The sequence below is a fragment of the Nocardia alni genome, from assembly GCF_019038435.1.
GTDB lineage: Bacteria > Actinomycetota > Actinomycetes > Mycobacteriales > Mycobacteriaceae > Nocardia > Nocardia alni.
In genome coordinates this window covers 61881-77943 of record NZ_JAGPOX010000005.1, presented here as the reverse complement: position 1 = coordinate 77943, position 16063 = coordinate 61881, and the positions used below count along the sequence as shown (strand labels likewise).

The 16063-nt window shown below is 67.5% G+C and carries 16 protein-coding genes; 8 read left to right on the top strand and 8 right to left on the bottom strand.

The window, feature by feature from the left end:
• Positions 1 to 627: 627 nt before the first annotated feature.
• Positions 628 to 1383, top strand: coding sequence for a hypothetical protein (locus JZ791_RS03865; RefSeq protein ID WP_254205172.1), 756 nt, complete (start codon positions 628 to 630; stop codon positions 1381 to 1383).
• Positions 1384 to 1539: 156 nt separating this feature from the next.
• Here the strand turns inward: JZ791_RS03865 and JZ791_RS03860 are convergent, their stop codons facing one another.
• From JZ791_RS03860 to JZ791_RS03835, 5 genes are read right to left on the bottom strand one after another with little or no spacing between them, the layout of a single operon-like run.
• Positions 1540 to 2370 carry an MHYT domain-containing protein gene (locus tag JZ791_RS03860; RefSeq protein WP_216892725.1) on the bottom strand — a complete coding sequence of 277 codons (831 nt, stop codon included), beginning with the start codon at positions 2368 to 2370 and terminating at the stop codon, positions 1540 to 1542.
• A 9-nt stretch (positions 2371 to 2379) separates the two neighbouring features.
• On the bottom strand, positions 2380 to 2991 hold the full coding sequence (locus JZ791_RS03855; protein ID WP_308162756.1) for a GTP-binding protein: 612 nt from the start codon (positions 2989 to 2991) through the stop codon (positions 2380 to 2382).
• Positions 2972 to 3343, bottom strand: coding sequence for a DUF742 domain-containing protein (locus tag JZ791_RS03850; protein WP_216892724.1), 372 nt, complete (start codon positions 3341 to 3343; stop codon positions 2972 to 2974). The genes JZ791_RS03855 and JZ791_RS03850 overlap by 20 nt, the downstream gene beginning before the upstream one ends.
• A gap of 8 nt (positions 3344 to 3351) precedes the next feature.
• The gene (locus JZ791_RS03845) at positions 3352 to 3762 is read right to left on the bottom strand and encodes a roadblock/LC7 domain-containing protein (protein WP_216892723.1); all 411 of its coding nucleotides are present in this window, start codon (positions 3760 to 3762) and stop codon (positions 3352 to 3354) included.
• Complete coding sequence (locus JZ791_RS03835; protein WP_254205171.1) at positions 3759 to 6878, bottom strand: sensor histidine kinase; 3120 nt, start codon at positions 6876 to 6878, stop codon at positions 3759 to 3761. The genes JZ791_RS03845 and JZ791_RS03835 overlap by 4 nt, the downstream gene beginning before the upstream one ends.
• Before the next feature lie 393 nt (positions 6879 to 7271).
• Here JZ791_RS03835 and JZ791_RS03830 point away from each other — a divergent pair, with 393 nt between their 5' ends.
• The 7 genes from JZ791_RS03830 to JZ791_RS03800 all read left to right on the top strand — a co-directional run bounded on the left by JZ791_RS03830 (position 7272) and on the right by JZ791_RS03800 (position 14252).
• Positions 7272 to 7961 carry a response regulator transcription factor gene (locus JZ791_RS03830; RefSeq protein ID WP_216892722.1) on the top strand — a complete coding sequence of 230 codons (690 nt, stop codon included), beginning with the start codon at positions 7272 to 7274 and terminating at the stop codon, positions 7959 to 7961.
• Between the two features lie 216 nt (positions 7962 to 8177).
• Positions 8178 to 9575 carry a HAMP domain-containing sensor histidine kinase gene (locus JZ791_RS03825; RefSeq protein ID WP_216892782.1) on the top strand — a complete coding sequence of 466 codons (1398 nt, stop codon included), beginning with the start codon at positions 8178 to 8180 and terminating at the stop codon, positions 9573 to 9575.
• 72 nt (positions 9576 to 9647) lie between these two features.
• Complete coding sequence (locus tag JZ791_RS03820; RefSeq protein WP_216892721.1) at positions 9648 to 11405, top strand: S1C family serine protease; 1758 nt, start codon at positions 9648 to 9650, stop codon at positions 11403 to 11405.
• Between the two features lie 98 nt (positions 11406 to 11503).
• Positions 11504 to 11998, top strand: a complete 495-nt coding sequence (locus tag JZ791_RS03815; protein WP_216892781.1) for a MogA/MoaB family molybdenum cofactor biosynthesis protein — start codon at positions 11504 to 11506, stop codon at positions 11996 to 11998.
• Positions 11999 to 12256: a hypothetical protein gene (locus tag JZ791_RS03810; protein ID WP_216892788.1), complete on the top strand. Its 258-nt coding sequence runs from the start codon at positions 11999 to 12001 to the stop codon at positions 12254 to 12256.
• Between the two features lie 576 nt (positions 12257 to 12832).
• Positions 12833 to 13510: an MspA family porin gene (locus JZ791_RS03805; protein ID WP_216892780.1), complete on the top strand. Its 678-nt coding sequence runs from the start codon at positions 12833 to 12835 to the stop codon at positions 13508 to 13510.
• Between the two features lie 61 nt (positions 13511 to 13571).
• Positions 13572 to 14252 carry an MspA family porin gene (locus JZ791_RS03800; RefSeq protein ID WP_216892720.1) on the top strand — a complete coding sequence of 227 codons (681 nt, stop codon included), beginning with the start codon at positions 13572 to 13574 and terminating at the stop codon, positions 14250 to 14252.
• 102 nt (positions 14253 to 14354) lie between these two features.
• Here JZ791_RS03800 and mscL read toward each other — a convergent pair whose 3' ends face one another.
• The 3 genes from mscL to JZ791_RS03785 form a co-directional block, all read right to left on the bottom strand.
• Positions 14355 to 14759, bottom strand: coding sequence for a large conductance mechanosensitive channel protein MscL (gene mscL, locus JZ791_RS03795; protein ID WP_216892719.1), 405 nt, complete (start codon positions 14757 to 14759; stop codon positions 14355 to 14357).
• Between the two features lie 70 nt (positions 14760 to 14829).
• Positions 14830 to 15561: an RcpC/CpaB family pilus assembly protein gene (locus tag JZ791_RS03790; RefSeq protein ID WP_216892718.1), complete on the bottom strand. Its 732-nt coding sequence runs from the start codon at positions 15559 to 15561 to the stop codon at positions 14830 to 14832.
• 188 nt (positions 15562 to 15749) lie between these two features.
• Positions 15750 to 16058: an FmdB family zinc ribbon protein gene (locus JZ791_RS03785; protein ID WP_216892717.1), complete on the bottom strand. Its 309-nt coding sequence runs from the start codon at positions 16056 to 16058 to the stop codon at positions 15750 to 15752.
• Positions 16059 to 16063 lie beyond the last annotated feature (5 nt).

The window sequence follows — 16063 nt, the reverse complement described above, 5'->3', positions numbered from 1 at the left end:
CTGTTGTTGTGCCTGAGAGTTGCCGCGAGATTGGGGACGAGCGGTCGCCCCGTTGGCGGGGATATGCGGTCGCGCAACATAATTCGGGTGTCGCTATTACGCCATTATTTAGATCTGGTCACGTCGTATTCGGGAAGAATGGTCTGCGCGTACGTATGTTGATGCAGAATTTGGCTCAGGAATAACGGGATTCGGTAGTGCTTGCTGTCCGGCTCAGCGCGGCATGGCGCGGGGGTCGCGAGAAGAATGCTGGATATTCGATCATGCGCCTACTTCTTCTGGGTACGGGCGTGTATGTCTGCGTCAGACGAATGGAGTTGCCTGTGAAATGCCAGGTGAGGAAGGTGATGCAACCTACCTGATCAGGTATGACGATGTGATCCATGAGACACGATGAATATAGAAGTAGCGTGAGTCACATGTCGCTGCCTGAGCGTTAGCTAGAAAGTATCGAAGACTGACCATTTGGTCGTAGTTTTCACGTTATTAACAAAAAAGAGCGATTTTTGTCGAGTTTTTGACGGCCTTCGTTACTCGTTCGTAATCTGATGAAGGAAGTCTGGCTCGAGGATCGCTTTTCACGGGTCTGCGCTCCTGAAATAAGGGAGTGCATCAACTGAGAATCTGATGGGTATCGCTATGAAGAAGATGACGTACGCGGTGTCGCTCGCGACGCTTGCTACGACCGCCGCCGTTGCGCTCGCCACCGGCACCGCCTCGGCCGCCACGCCCGGCGCCGCGGCGCCCGTTGTCGATCCGCATGCCCTGAGCGTGCAGGTCGCGCCGGGGGTGCAGTACAGCGGCAACACCTCCGATATGTCCACGGTGTTGAACACGCCGCTCGGCAAACTGACCACCAAGGGCGGCCAGTTCCAGGTCGCGAACTCCAGCGGCCAGACCGTCTTCGGTCAGCAGAACTTCGTCACCGCGCCGAAGGCCGCCGCCGCCCCCTCGACCGCGATCTCCGCGACCGCCCCCTCGAGCCCGGTCGACACCCACCAGGCCGCCGCCGCGGCGCCGAACCCGGCGACCGAGCCGGCCAAACCGGTCGACGACGCCACCAAGCACGACCCCTCCGCAGACTTCGAGACCGCCCTCGGCACCGCGGGTACCAACTTCGGTCTGGCCACCGGCGTCGGCGGCATGGTCGGCGGCCTCACCGGCGCGGCCATCGGCTGCCCACTGGGCGTCGTGACCGGCGGCGTACTGACCTCGTGGACCGTGATCGGCACCCCGATCGGCATCGTCGGCGGCTGCCTCCTGGGCGCTTCCACCCTGGGCGGCGTCGGCGCCATCCTCGGTGGCGCGACCGTGGGCATCCCGGTCGGCGTCGCGAGCGGCGTGCAGATGTACAACACCCTGCACTCCGAGGGCGACGTGTAAAGAAGCTCCTCCGCCGGCGAAATCGTCTGCCCGCTCGGCTTCGTGTCGGAGAGTGGCGCGAGATGGAGAATCGGCTGATCGGGAGGACCGGCCGGACAACAGAACTCGGGCCGGATCGCGATGACTGCGATCCGGCCCGAGACCCTTTCCGGACTCTTATCCCACTGGTTCCTTGATCCTGCGCTGCGGCGGCCGCGTCCCCCGCGACTCGGGCATATTCCGCTGCGGTCGCGTCGGCCGCGGCCTGCGCTGCCTGGGCGGGGGCTGCAACCGTCCGGCGCGGTCCGGGGCGACCAGCACCGCGGTGATCGGAATCGCCAGCGATCCGACGCCGATCGCGAAGATCGGAATGAACGCCATGAACAGGTCCCGCCCGCCCGGCGGAGGCATGGCGGGGTCGAGATGGATCGACACCCCCGCCAGCCCGAGGTAACGGATCCCGACGACCGCGGCGGCGTACATCACCGACACCCCGATCAGGGGGAGCGTCCCGCGCAGCCGCGTCGCCCACAGCAGACCGAACGCGACAACCACCGCGGCGACGGTGCATCCGGCCGTGATCGCCGGGCTGATGGTGATCGACCCCTGCACGTCCATCGCGTATACGGCCAGGTAGTTCGTCAGGCTCAGGGCGAGGCCGATGACCAGGGCGCCACCCGTCAGCCGTAGCGGCTTCGGCGTCCGCCCGACGATGAGCAGTCCGGCCAGGATGGCGATGGGCATCAATGCCAGCGGCCCCGCGCCCTGCAGCAGGTCGTAGTGGATCAACCCGCCGGGCAGCCCGACGCTGAGCATCGAGACCGATACGGCCATGCAGGTGCCGATGGTGCCGATGCAGACCGCGGCCGCGGTGAGCCACACCAGACGGAACTTCGCGGTCACCGACATCGTCGACTGCCGGATACAGATCAGGCCGACCAGGGTTCCAGCCGCTGCCACGCCGAGCGACAGAGCGAGCACCCAGGTGCCCATGGTGAAGTACTGCACGAGCTCCCCTCAGACGGTTTCAGCGGGATGTCCGGCTGTCAGGCGTGCGATGGCGTATTCGGTGACTGTCGCCAGGGATCGCCGGACCTGGACCGGATCGCGGGCGTCGATATCGATGATCGGCACACCCTCGCGAATCGACAGGGCCTCCCGCAACTCCGAGGCCGGGAACCGCGGCGAATCGGGAAAACGGTTGACCGCCACCAGGAACGGCAGCTGCCGCGCCTCGAAGAAGTCGACGACGGCGAAGCTGTCCTCGATGCGGCGGGTGTCCAGCAGCACCACCGCGCCGATCGCCCCGCGCACCAGGTCGTCCCACATGAACCAGAACCGGCGCTGGCCCGGGGTGCCGAACAGGTACAGGGTCAGGTTGCCGGGCAGAATGATGCGCCCGAAATCCATGGCGACCGTGGTGGTTTCCTTGCCCGGCGTGGCCGTCAGGTCGTCGATGCCGTCGGACACACCGGTGATCATCGCCTCGGTGCGCAGCGGCACGATCTCCGAGACGGAGCCGACGAATGTCGTCTTACCGACGCCGAATCCGCCGGCGACGACGATCTTCGTCGACGCGGTGCGATTGTCGGATTCGTAGTTCACGGCGTCAGAGAGCGCGGAGTCCACGTAGGGTCCTCTCCATGAGCGAGCGGCGTTCGTCGTAGGTGGCGTTCTCACTGAGCGTGGTGTGCACCCGCAGCGTCCCGGCGACCACCAGATCGCCGATCACGACACGGATCATGCCCAGCGGGCGCCGCAGGCGGGCGGCGATCTCGGCGACCGACAGGCGGCCGCCGCCCAGACGAAGGATATCCGTTCGGACATCGCCCGCGGGCCAATCGAACCGGCTCGCATAGGGCAAGGTCTCCACGACCGCCTCCAGCGGCAGATCGACCGCGGGCTCGGTGCGCCCGGAGGTCAGGGCATACGGGCGAACCCGTGTGGTTGGCCGGGGATCGGCCCCGTGGGAGCTCGACATCGCACTCGTCAGACTGCGGACCGGGCGGTGGCTTGGACGACCGCACCGACCCGATCGACCAATAGAGCCATCTCGTAACCGATTCGGCCGATATCGTGCTGTTTGTTCGCCAGGACTGCCAGGTGCGAACCATTGCCGACGCTCATGACTAGAAGATAGCCCCGTTGCATGTCGACGACCGACTGCATCACCTTGCCGCCCTCGAAAAGTTGTGCGGCGCCCGAGGACAGGCTCGCCAGGCCCGCGGTCACCGCGGCCAGCTGTTCGGCGCGATCCGAGGGCAGATGCGGGCTCGTCGCCTGCAACAGGCCGTCGGCCGACACCAGCACCGCGTGGGAGACGCCCGGGACCTCCCGCGTGAAGCGGGTGACCAGCCAGTTCAGGTTCTCATCGGTGGGGGGCTGCTCAGTGTCCGTCATACGTGTCCTCCATCGTTGTACTGCGCATCGTGCGGCTGGGGCCCACCAATGGACTGATCTCCGTTGTACCCGTTCTCCCGGCGGGTGCTGGCTCGGCCGCTGCGTACGCCGCTCAGATGCCTGGACAGGTTCTCGCGGATCTCCTCCGGATCGGGGGCGCCGGAATCGGTGGTGGGGGCCAGACTGCCGGGCACCAGCTGGGCGCCCGGATTGCGGATGGGCAGGCCACCCGTGGTGCGATTGGATGTGGGTGCGGGGCGGCTGGCCTGGTCGGCCAGCGCCCAGCCCGCGTCGGCGGGGGAGGACCATGCCTCGACCGGTTCGTTCGTCGACGGTTCGACCAGCCACTCCGAGACCATGCGCTGGTAGATCGGGGACTCGGCGACCGGCTCGCGGGCCGGTCGATGCACCGGCAGGGTCGCGGTCTGTGCCCACAGGTCCGCGGAATCGTCGGCCCAGGACGCCGTCTGATCCGCGCCGGATGTATCGGTCGAATACGCGACCGGCGCTTGCGGATAGGTCGGCAGGGCGGGCAGATCACCCGAGGGCCAGGGCTCGGCGGACGGTCGCCGCCGGCGCGGGCGCAGAACGGTCTCGTCGGTCGGCATCGGGTCGGCGATCGACCGCGATGTGGAGGCGAGATCCGGTGTGCCCCACTGGTAGCTGGGTTCATCGACGGGTTCGGCGGAGGTCCAGTGCCCGGCCGGCGACGCCGAATCGCCGTCGTCCCAGCGGGTGACGGCCGCCGGCTGCTCGCCGGTGTCGCTCGGGCGCTGGTCGCTGTTCCACGCCTCGCCGTCGTTCCAGCGCGCGGCATCGTTGTTCTGCCGTGCGTCGCCCCACTGTGTCCCGGCGGGATCCTCGTGCGCCTGCTCGTATTCGTGCGGCTCGTATTCCGATGCGTCCCAGGATTCCACCTCGCCCGCCGCATCGGATTCGGGCGTGCGCCAGGAGGTCACCACGGGCCGGGACATATTTCTGGCCGTCGGCTCGTCCGGCACGCCCCACTGTTTCTGCGCGGCTTCGGGTTCGGGCGTTGCCCACGGATCCCGGGCGGGCTCGCCCCCGTCGAGGAACGACGCGCCGTCGGTCGAGCGTGGCCGGAATCCGATCACGCCGCCCTGATCCGGTTCGGAGAACAGATCGCCGACCGGCTGATCCACCACCGACAGCGCCGGAATGTGCGTCCCATCCGGGAACGGAACTCCCTGCGGCGTGGCGAACTCCACCTCGCCCGGCGTGCCCTCCGAAGCTCCCTCCGGACCGTAGGCGCCCGAAATGACCAGCGAGGCGGGCAGATCCACGGTGGCGGTGATGCCGGGCTGCTGCGCCATCGCCGAGGTGCGCCGCAGGCTGACGGTGACGGTGTGCCGCTTGGCGAGCCGGCCGACCACGTAAAGGCCCATGCGCCGGGCGGTTTCGATGGTCACCTCGCCACCGGAGGCCAACCGGTCGTTGATCGCGCGCAGATCCTCCCCGGACATGCCCAGGCCGCGGTCGGTGATCTCGATCAGGTACCCGCCCTCGGCGGACGGTGTCACCGAGACCGCCACCGGCGTGCTCGGCGGGGAGTAGCGCAGCGAGTTGTCGATCAATTCGGCCAGCAGGTGCTCGATGTCGACCGCGGGCTCACCGGCGACGACACCGTCGGGCACGGCGCCGATCTCGACCCGCTGATAGTCCTCCACCTGGGAGACCGCGCTCCAGAGCATGTCCGACAGCGGCACCGGCGGCAGCACGCCGCGGCGCAGCGCGGTGCCGGCCAGCACCAGCAGGTTGTCGCCGTTGCGGCGCATGCGGGTGGCCAGGTGGTCGAGCCGGAACAGGCTCTGCAGCCGGCCCGGATTGTCCTCGTCGCGCTCGAGATCCTCGATCAGTGTCAGCTGCTGTTCGACCAGCGATTGGCTGCGCCGCGAGAGGGTTTCGAACATGCTGCTGATCAGCAGGCGCAGGCGGGCCTGGTCGGCGGCCAGATGCAGCGCCTGGCGGTGCATATCGTCGACCGCGCGCGCGAGCTGGCCGATCTCCTCGGTGGTCTGCACGTCGATCGGGAGGATCTCCGGTGTCGCACCCCCCTCGCGCACCACCGAGAGCTCGCCCGGCAGGTCGCTGTGGGCGACCTGCAGCACGCCGCGGCGCAGCCGGCGCACCGGCACGACCAGCGAGCGCGCGACCGCCAGGGCCAGGGCCAGACCGGCGAGCAGGGTGAGTACCACGGCCGCCACGTCACGCAGCACGGTGCTGCGCGCGTCGGTCGAGGTCTGGGACAGACCGGAATTGATCAGGTCGACCAGATGGTCGGTGGCGTCGGCGTATGTCGCGGTACTCAGTCGCAGCGAACCGTTGACCCCGGGCAGCGAGCGCGGCTCGGCGTTGTTCTGGCTCAGCGCGTGCAGGCGCGTTTGCTGGGCGCCCAGCAGCACATCCGGTTTGTACGCCGACTCCGGCTGTACCACGGCGTACTGGTTGATCATGGTGAGCTCGGATCCGGAGGCGGTGAGCGCCTGCGCGAGCATGGCCGGATTGTTGCTGATCTCCCCGCTACCGATGAGCAGCTGTTGCTGCAGGAACATCCGGTGCGCGATGGTGAGGTCGCCCAGCTGCGTGTAGTACCGCCCCACCACGGCCTCCTGCGGCGTGGTCAGCGTCGACAGGGCGTTGCTGATATGGGTGGCGACGTCGTCGGACTGGTTGCCGACCGCCAGCGGGGAGCTGCCGCGCAGGCTGTTTCGCATGCTGCGCCCGGTGGCCAGGGCGTCGGTGACCTCGGTGTCGACCTGCTGGTCCACCTGTGAGCGCTGCAGGGCCGACTGGAGATTGGCCGCGGCCTGATCGAAGCGCGCGGAGACCTGATCCAGCGTCGTATCGGCCGCCGCGCCGGTCCCTGCGGCCACCGCGAGATCGTCGGCGGCCGAACCGAAGTCCAGCAGCGGCCGAATGATCTGCGCCTGCTGCGAGGCAGTATTCAACTGCGCGATGGTGCCCAGCTCGTCCTTGATACGCAAGACCGCGAACACCGAGGCCAAGACGACCGGTAGCAGAAGGACGATGCCGACCTTGCTCGTTACCGAGAGGTCGGACAAAGTTCGTTGCCATGGTCGCGGTGCAGTGCCCATCCCGCTTCCGTCGCCTCCGCTCGCGTTTACGCCCCGCGGGTCTCGCCGCAGCCCGCGCCCGCTACCACTGCACCTCGCCGGCGCTCGGCTCCGCAAATCCGGGTCCGAATTTGCGCAAAGTGAACTGTCGTTCTAGGGGCCGAACCGAGGGAGAACCAACCTCGGGTCTCCTTTTACCGCAGGCAACATACCGTGCGAAGTGGGGGACGGCAATTCGGGCATACGGGCTTTTCAATTTGTTTAATTGAGCGGCACGCAACATGTTTCATACGCCGTGCGGATGGGCATACGACAACACTCGGGTAAAGCGACTGGTCAGCGCCCGCAATGCTGCGGCGTGTCGAAGTGGGGCTTCTCAGTGGACTCTCAGATCGGCAGGCCAGACTGGACGACATGCGCATTCTGGTAGTCGATGACGACCGCGCGGTCCGGGAATCTCTGCGGCGGTCGCTTACCTTCAACGGCTACTCCGTCGAGCTGGCCGTCGACGGGGTCGACGCCCTGGACAAGGTGACCGATCAGCGGCCCGACGCCCTCGTCCTGGATGTGATGATGCCGCGCCTGGACGGCCTGGAAGTGTGCCGAAGGCTACGCAGCACGGGCGACGACCTGCCGATACTTGTTCTGACCGCCCGGGATTCGGTCTCCGAGCGAGTGGCCGGGCTGGACGCCGGCGCCGACGACTACCTGCCCAAGCCCTTCGCCCTGGAGGAGTTGCTGGCCCGGTTGCGCGCCCTGCTGCGCCGCACCACCGCCGACTCGATCGACGACGGCTCGGAAACCATGACGTTCGCCGACCTGTCGCTGGACCCGATCACCCGCGAGGTCTCTCGCGGCGAGCGCGCGATCAGCCTCACCCGCACGGAGTTCTCGCTGCTGGAGATGCTGATGGCCAATCCGCGCCGGGTGCTCACTCGTAGCCGCATTCTCGAGGAGGTGTGGGGATACGACTTTCCCACTTCTGGCAATGCGCTCGAGGTATATATCGGATACCTTCGGCGCAAGACCGAGGCCGAGGGGGAACCCCGGCTGATCCACACCGTGCGTGGCGTCGGCTATGTGCTGCGCGAGACGCCGCCGTAGGAGTTGGTCGACATCGTGGGAATTCACGGTCCACGTTCGATCGGGCAGCGCAGGTCGGCAGGGTCCAGCGGGCACGGTCCAGCGGGGCGGGGCCGTGGTCCGAACGGACGCGGCCGGGGCGTGAACGGGCGCGACGCCAATGGGCACGGCCGCGGTTCGGGCGGCCGGGACGTCGTGGCCGGACTCGGCCCGCATACCGACGAACTGCGTCCGCCCATGCCGCTGACCCGCTCGGTGTCGCTACGCTGGCGGGTGACCCTGCTGGCGGCCTCGGTGGTGGCCATCGCGGTGGCGGTCACCTCGATCGCCGCGTACGCGATGGTCGCGCGCTCGCTGTACGCCGACGTTGACTCGCAGCTGCGCGCCCGGGCCGACGTGATGATCAGCGACAACCTCGACAGCCTCGGACTGCTGCCGGTGCTGGAGATCGGCAGCCTCTACTCCAACGACATCGGTATCGCGCTGATCTTCCCGAATCTGGATCCGCCGTATATTCCGCCGCAGCCGATCGAGCCGCCGATCGGGGGCGCGGAGATGGCGGTGGCCCGCGGGCAGACCTCGTTCTCGCTGCGCACCGCGAACAATCAGCGGGTGCTCGCCGAGCGAATGAAAAGCGGTGCGACCCTGGTGATCTCGCAACGCTTACAGCCCACCCAGGAGGTGCTCAACCGGTTGGCGTGGCTGCTGTTCGTGGTGGGCGCGTGCGGCGTGGTCGCCGCCGCTGCCGCCGGAACCGCGGTGGGCCGCACCGGTTTACGACCGATCGCGCGGTTGACCGCGGCCACCGAGCGGGTGGCCCGCACCGACGATCTGGCGCCCATTCCGGTCACCGGTGACGACGAATTGGCAAGGCTCACCGAGAGTTTCAACTCCATGCTGCGGGCGCTGGCCGAATCCCGGGAGCGGCAGAGCCGCCTGGTCGCCGACGCCGGTCACGAACTGCGGACGCCGCTGACCTCGCTGCGCACCAATATGGAGTTGCTGATCGCCTCCTCGCGACCCGGCGCACCGCACATTCCCGAGCAGGATATGGCAGAGTTGCACGCCGATGTCATGGCCCAGATCGAGGAACTGTCCACGCTGGTCGGCGATCTGGTGGATCTCGCCCGGGAGGACGCACCGGAAACCGTCTACGAGCAGGTCGATCTCGGTGACGTGGCCGAGCGAGCGCTCGAGCGCGCTCGGCGGCGGCGCACCGCGGTGGAGTTCGTCGGCGATCTGCGGCCCTGGTTCGTCTACGGTCACGAGGCCGGACTCGAGCGCGCGATCCTCAATGTGCTCGACAATGCCGCGAAATGGAGCCCAGTCGGCGAGCAGGTTCGAGTCGCAATGCGCGAAACCGGGCCCGGATTATTGGAATTCGCGGTCGATGACGCGGGGCCGGGTATTCCACCGGCCGAGCGGGAGCTGGTATTCGAACGCTTCTACCGGACCACGGTCTCGCGATCGATGCCCGGTTCCGGGCTGGGGTTGGCCATTGTGAAGCAAGTGGTGACCAAACACGGCGGAACCATCACAATCGAGACATCCGATCGTGGCGGTGCGTTGATTCGCATCGTCCTTCCGGGGGAGGGCGGGTCACCCGCAATCTCCCCAGAACTGATGAAGAACTGAAAGCGCGATCTCAGACCGCTCTCAGTCGACGTCACCAGTGTGGTCGGCAGACGTGAGGAGAAACGAGAAAATATGACCGAGGACCCGAAGCAGAGCCCGCAAGCGCAGCAGCCGCCGGCGGGTCCGGAGTTCCGGGCACAGCCGCCCGAGCAGCCTCTCGACAAGCGACCGACCGAACAATTGTCCGTGCCCGGCCAGGGGGCCCCCGCCCCGGCCGGGCCCCAGGGACAGGGCGGGGCGCCCGGCTTCGGCGGCTGGCAGGGGACGAGCAAGCCGCAGACGCCGAGCACGCCGCAGGCCGCCGCCGGTTCGCCGACAAGCGGGTTCCCGGCCGGTGGCGCTTCGCCGACGACGCCCGCGTCCGGCGTGCCACAGGATCAGATCCCGCGCGATCCCGCCGCATCGCAGGGCATACCGTCGATGCCGTTCCCGCGTCAGCAGATGCCGTATCAGGTGCCACAGAATCCGGCCGAACAGACCGGCGCGGGGTCCGCGGTGCCGCCGGAGTACGCGGCCTGGGCGCCGCGCGATACGCCGACCCAGCAGCAGCCGATCCAGCACACGGCCCCGATTCCCCCGTATCCGTACGCCTACGGCGGCGGGCAGCAGCCGCTCACCGGGCCGATTCCGACCGCTGCGTACCCGGCCGAACCGCGGCCCACCGGTTCGTTCGGCAGCGTCCCCTACACCAGCCCCACCCCGCCGCAGCGCGCCCGCCTCGGACTGCTCGCGGGCGCCGTGGCGCTGGCCCTGGTGGCGGGCGGTATCGGCGGCGCGGTCGGCGCGCTGGTGACCGGCTCGAACTCGGACTCCTCGACGAGTAGCGCGCTGGACGGCTCCGCGACGAAGGCGAATCCGGCCTCGGTCACCGCGCCCGCAGGTTCGGTGCAGGCGGTGGCGCAGAAGGTGCTGCCCAGCGTGGTCATGATCAAGGTGGTCGGCGGTCAGACCGAGGGCGAGGGTTCCGGCGTCATCCTGTCCGCCGACGGGCTGATTCTGACCAACAACCACGTCGCCAGCGGTGCGGGCCCGGGCGCCAAGATGCAGGTGCAGTTCAAGGACGGCAGCACCACCTCGGCCACGGTCGTCGGCGTGGATCCGGTCTCCGATATCGCGGTCATCAAGGCCGCCAACAAGTCCGGCCTGACACCGATCGACCTGGGCACCTCCCAGGGGTTGCAGGTCGGCCAGCCGGTCGTGGCGATCGGCTCGCCGCTGGGGCTGGCCGGGACCGTCACCACCGGCATCGTCTCGGCGCTGAATCGGCCGGTGTCCACCAGCGGTGAGTCCGGTTCGCAGGGCACCGTGATCTCCGCGATCCAGACCGACGCGCCGATCAACCCGGGCAACTCCGGTGGCGCGCTGGTCGATATGAACGGCAAGCTGATCGGCATCAACACCGCGATCGCCACCCTGGGCGGTTCGGATCAGGGAGACGGGCAGCAGAGCGGTTCGATCGGCCTGGGCTTCGCGATCCCGGTCGATCAGGCGCGCCGCGTGGCCGACGAGCTGATCAAGTCCGGCCACGCGACCTACGCGCAGCTGGGCCTGAGCGTGCTGAACCAGACGCCCGGCAATGTCGACACCAGCGGTGCGGTGGTGCAGAGCGTCGTGGCGGGCGGCCCCGCGGCCGCGGCCGGGATTCCGCAGGGCGTCGTCGTGACCAAACTCGACGATCAGGTGATCGACAGCGGCGACGCACTGGTCGCCGCGGTGCGCTCGCATCAGCCGGGCGACAAGATCTCGATCACCTACACCGACCCGAACGGCCAGAACCCGAAGACCGTCCCGGTGACCCTGGCCGGCGCTGCCGCGGACGGTGGCAAATGACTACTCGCCCACCCCGCAACCTGACCCTGCTGGAACAGCGTGACGGAGGCGCCGGGGGACCGGAATCCCTGTCACCCCAGGACGCTACGGTAAGCGACATGGAAATCGATGCCCCTGTAGCGGGCCGCGCGCTCGTGGTGGTTGTGGACGACCGATCCGCCCATGGTGGGGTGGATGCGCTGGGTCCCCTGGTGACCGAACTGCTCACCGAGGCCGGGTTCCTGGTCGATGCCACGATCCTGGTGGCGGGCGATGAGGTCGAGATCCGCAATGCCCTCAACACCGCCGTCATCGGCGGCGTCGACCTGGTGATCTCGGTCGGCGGCACGGGGATGTCCCCGCGCGATGTCACCCCCGAGGCCACCTCCGAGGTGCTGGACCGGGAGCTGCCCGGCATCAGCGAGGCGCTGCGGGCGTCGGGCCTGGCGGCGGGTTCGGTCGATGCCGGTCTGTCCCGAGGGCTGGCCGGTATCTCGGGGAGCACGCTGGTGGTCAACCTGCCCGGTTCGCGGACCGCGGTTCGCGACGGTATGGCGACGCTGGGCCCCTTGGTCAGCCGGGTCGTCGACGAGTTGTCCGGTCTGGATGAATGAATGAGACAGGACGGCGCGACTGAGCCACGCGAGGTCGCGGGTGAGGCGGATGCGACGGAGGCTGGTCCCGAAGCCTCCGGGTCCACGCCCCCTGCGAACCCCTCGCGTGGTCTGTCGGTGGCCGATGCCGCGCGCCTGGCTCGCATCTTCGGAGATCCCCTCCCGCAAACCACCAGCGACGAGCGCGGCCCCGGCGACGAGTCGAACTCCTCGTCCGACGACTGGCTGCGCTCACAGGTTCCGCCGCATCACGGCTAGCCGAACCTGAGAGGTCTCTCAGCATCGCGCATGTGCGGTGAGCAGCCGATATACCGGTTGCTCACCGCACATGCGTGTGAGGCGGTCGTCTTTCTGTGAATATCCCATGAATGCTCACAGCATTTTCGCAGGTGGGAATGCTATGTGATCTACCTCACATCAGAATTCTCTCAGCTTACGTTGTCAATCTGTTGTCAAACCGTTTAATGTTCGCCTTTGGGCTGTACCAATCAACGGTTCTCACAGGCCCGGAGGTGGCGTTTCGGCGTCGACTCCGATGGGACACCGGCCCGGTCCCGGCATTCGGTCTGTCGGTTGCAGCGGGTTAGCTGCTGGATGCTCGTCCGGCAACGATCTGGCGACAGACTTCTTGGGTCGACGAGAGCCGCACATCAACCCCGGTGGTCGGGGTTGAGCACACAACCTCGGTAATCGGGGTTGGAGACGGCAGTTTCGGTGGTCGGAGCTGATACGCCCAACGTCGGTGGTCGGGGTTGCCCGTCAGTCTCGGTGGTCGAGGCTGGATTTGCAGCTTCGGTGGTCGAGGCTGCCTGCAAGAACCTGATGAGGGGAAATATGAGCGACAACCGCACCAGCGGTCTGCGTCGCGGTGCCCGTTTCGCGGGTATCGGCGCGGCGGCAGCCGTTGCGATCGGACTTCTGTCAACCGGCGCTGCGAATGCAGACGCCTTCGTATCGTTGCCGGACGGTGTGAAGGCTGGCCCTGCCGGTGTGAGAATCACCCGCACCCATGAGCGTGCGACCGTTTCGCCGTCTCTGGCCTCCAACGGTGCCGGCCGTGTGGTCTGGGTTTCGGGCGACGCGGAAGCGGACGTGCCCAACGCGCCCATCGCGACCGTCGGTCCGAACAACGGCCAGTTGAACACGCCCGGATCCAACAACTCGTCCACGCACGGCGCGTCCCAGATCAACACCGGGTACATCGTCGGCTGCCAGGTCGATATCGGCGACGACGCCATCTCCGCCGGAGTCTCCGGCAGCGTCAGCCTGACCGACGCCTCCCTCGGCGGCTCGGTCGGCCTGAACATCGGCCCCGGCCAGGTGAAGTTCGTCCAGGTCGACAGCAAGGACATCACCAAGCCCGGTCACTACGGCGTGGACTATCAGGACGCCGAGATGAACATCCAGGGTTGCGCGGGTTATGCCCAGGCGCGCGCGTACACGGTTGTCGAAATCGTCGGCAACCACTACTCGAAGACCACTCTCTACGGTCAGCCGTTCAGCATCGGCTGACGTGGTCTTATTCGCCAACCCCATTCTCGCGCATAGCGATTCACCTCTGAGGGACTCGAACATGAACATCCGCAAGTCATTGACTCGTGCGGCCGGTATCGGCGTTGTCGCCACCGCTGCCCTGGGTCTGTTCTCCACCGGCGCCGCGAACGCCGATACCTTCGTCGGACTTCCGGGTGGCAACGTCACCCAGACCTTCTCCGACGGCACCCAGGTGCACGGCTGGCTGGACGGTGAGTCGGCCAACATCAACCCGTCGCTGGGCTCCACCCCGGTGCACCGCAACGCCTGGGTTTCCGGTACCGCGCACGTGCACCTGACCGGCAATGCCTCGGTCAACGGCGGCAATATCTACCCCGGTTACGTCGTCGGTTGCCAGGTCAACATCTCGGGCGCCAATGCCAGCGGCTCCCCGAGCGTCGGCGGCAGCTGGGACAGCTCGGGCAACGTCACCCCGAGCGCCGGCGTGGGCACCAGCGGCAACCTGACCCTCGGTCCGGGCCAGGCGCAGGCGTTCTACATCCTGGACACGGAAAAGGCGGACGATTTCGGCAACGACATCCACAAGACCTACACCGCGTTCACCGGTAACGACGCCTCGGTCGCGTGGTCCGATGAGACCATCGGTCTGACCGGCTGCGGGGGCTACGCGCAGGCCCGCTCGTTCGTCAGCTACGAAATCAGTGACGACCACATTCAGGGCTGGGTCACGCTGTGGGGCAAGCCCTTCAGCATCGGCTGAGTCCGGTTGATTCTGTGACGATGGGTCCGGTGCGCGACGCGCCGGGCCCATCGCTCGTTGCCCCGCGCGCCGTTTCGCCGGACCGCCGCGCTGTCCGGACGTTCAGGATTCGTGCCGTCCGCCCGAACTGCTGCCGCTCGTGGCCAGCAGATCCCGGATCTCGGTGAGCAGCTCGATTTCGGTTGCCGCGACCGAGGCTGTGCCCCAGCGCTTCACGGCCCGGCTGGCCGGGAGCACGACCAGGAAGTACACGATCGCCGCGATGATGACGAAATTGATTGCGGCGGTGACTATCGGGCCGAGCGAGACATAGGTCGCGGGCTTGTCCGAGATGATCCGGAATCCCCAGCCCACCTCGCCGGTTCCGCCGAAAGCCTCGAGCAGCGGATTGATGAACCCTTTGGTGAGCGCTGTGATGACAGCGGTGAATGCGGTGCCTATCACGACCGCGACCGCCAGGTCGATCACGTTCCCCCGGAGTAGGAATTCCTTGAAACCCTTCAGCATTGCTGCTCCTGTCTCATCCGGCTCACGATGAATCGTCTGTGGGGCAAATGCTTGGCAATCTTGATGGACTCTACTGAAATGTCACCGTGAGTGCGGTACGCAGTGATGCCGCGGCGACCACCGTGGCGTGCTGTGCGTCGAGAGCCAGCAGCACGACGCGCTCATCGGATGCGCGTGGCCGTGACAGGCCCGTGGATTCCGCGCCGGACGCGGCCCCGGGTACCGAAACTACGACGGCGTCGGCGGCCAGGGCGTGCGGGGGAGCCCGCGAATCGGGTTCGCCCGGCGTGTCGGGTTCGGCGGCGATCACATCGACCCGGTCGCCTGGTCGCAGGATGTCGGCCACGGCGTTGTCCGCCAGCCGGATCGGCACGATGCGCGCATCGGCGGTCCCGGTCGCGACGTGTGCCAGTCGGGGGCCGACCACGCGCAGGTCGGTGAATATCTCCCCCGGGCGCATGGCGGCAGTGAGGATCGCGCCGATCAGAGCCGACGGTGAGTGCACGACTCCGGCCGGCAGAGCACCCTCGGTGAATTCGGCCGTGCGCAGATCCGCGGCGGCGAGCGCGCGGCCCGGCGCGAGATCGCGCGCGGCCACCACGGCTGTGATCCGGTGCGCGCGGGGATCGCCGCGCAGCAGCAGGAACACGGCCAGCGACGCCAGCGCGGCGGCGAGGACCCGGCGGGCCAGCGTGCTGTCCAGCCACGGCGGGCGCAGGTGAAGCAGCGATTCCCAGGGCCTGGCCCGGCCCAGATCACGATCGCCGCGTGGGTTCCTCAGCCGGGGGACTCGGTTCGTCATACCGGCACGCTACGGGCGTGCGGCTACCCCTCGATCGGGAAAACAGCAGGTCGGAATTGGGCTGTGGATAACTTGTCGGCTGTGGACAACACACCGATAGCCCGACCGTCGAATAGTGAATATCCGCCGATCGGGCCCTGTATTGCGGCTGATGCGACCAATCCGGCCGGGTGCGGTTGCCGGGAAGGTCAGGCGGCCGAGTCGCTGGCGGTCGATCCGCTCGAGGCGGTGCTGCTGGAGCTGGACGAGGAGTCCTTCGACGAACCGTTCGACGACGAGGAGGCCTCGGCCTTGGCGGGCTCGCTCGCGGTCGTCGAACCGCTGCGGCTGTCGGTGCGGTAGAACCCGCTACCCTTGAATACGATGCCGACCGAATTGAAGAGCTTGCGCAGCTTGCCGTCGCACTTCTCGCACACGCTCAAGGCATCGTCCGAGAACGACTGAACGATGTCGAACTTATCGCCACACTGCGTGCACTGGTACGAGTAAGTAGGCACAGGAA

Bases quoted from the DNA above. Each gene is read 5' to 3' on its own strand.
- JZ791_RS03835 (WP_254205171.1), bottom strand. From the start codon at position 6,878: ATGGGCACTGCACCGCGACCATGGCAACGAACTTTGTCCGACCTCTCG.
- JZ791_RS03845 (WP_216892723.1), bottom strand. From the start codon at position 3,762: ATGACGGACACTGAGCAGCCCCCCACCGATGAGAACCTGAACTGGCTG.
- JZ791_RS03820 (WP_216892721.1), top strand. From the start codon at position 9,648: ATGACCGAGGACCCGAAGCAGAGCCCGCAAGCGCAGCAGCCGCCGGCG.
- JZ791_RS03810 (WP_216892788.1), top strand. From the start codon at position 11,999: ATGAGACAGGACGGCGCGACTGAGCCACGCGAGGTCGCGGGTGAGGCG.
- JZ791_RS03790 (WP_216892718.1), bottom strand. From the start codon at position 15,561: ATGACGAACCGAGTCCCCCGGCTGAGGAACCCACGCGGCGATCGTGAT.
- JZ791_RS03800 (WP_216892720.1), top strand. From the start codon at position 13,572: ATGAACATCCGCAAGTCATTGACTCGTGCGGCCGGTATCGGCGTTGTC.
- JZ791_RS03805 (WP_216892780.1), top strand. From the start codon at position 12,833: ATGAGCGACAACCGCACCAGCGGTCTGCGTCGCGGTGCCCGTTTCGCG.
- JZ791_RS03830 (WP_216892722.1), top strand. From the start codon at position 7,272: ATGCGCATTCTGGTAGTCGATGACGACCGCGCGGTCCGGGAATCTCTG.
- JZ791_RS03865 (WP_254205172.1), top strand. From the start codon at position 628: ATGGGTATCGCTATGAAGAAGATGACGTACGCGGTGTCGCTCGCGACG.
- JZ791_RS03850 (WP_216892724.1), bottom strand. From the start codon at position 3,343: ATGTCGAGCTCCCACGGGGCCGATCCCCGGCCAACCACACGGGTTCGC.
- mscL (WP_216892719.1), bottom strand. From the start codon at position 14,759: ATGCTGAAGGGTTTCAAGGAATTCCTACTCCGGGGGAACGTGATCGAC.
- JZ791_RS03815 (WP_216892781.1), top strand. From the start codon at position 11,504: ATGGAAATCGATGCCCCTGTAGCGGGCCGCGCGCTCGTGGTGGTTGTG.
- JZ791_RS03825 (WP_216892782.1), top strand. From the start codon at position 8,178: ATGCCGCTGACCCGCTCGGTGTCGCTACGCTGGCGGGTGACCCTGCTG.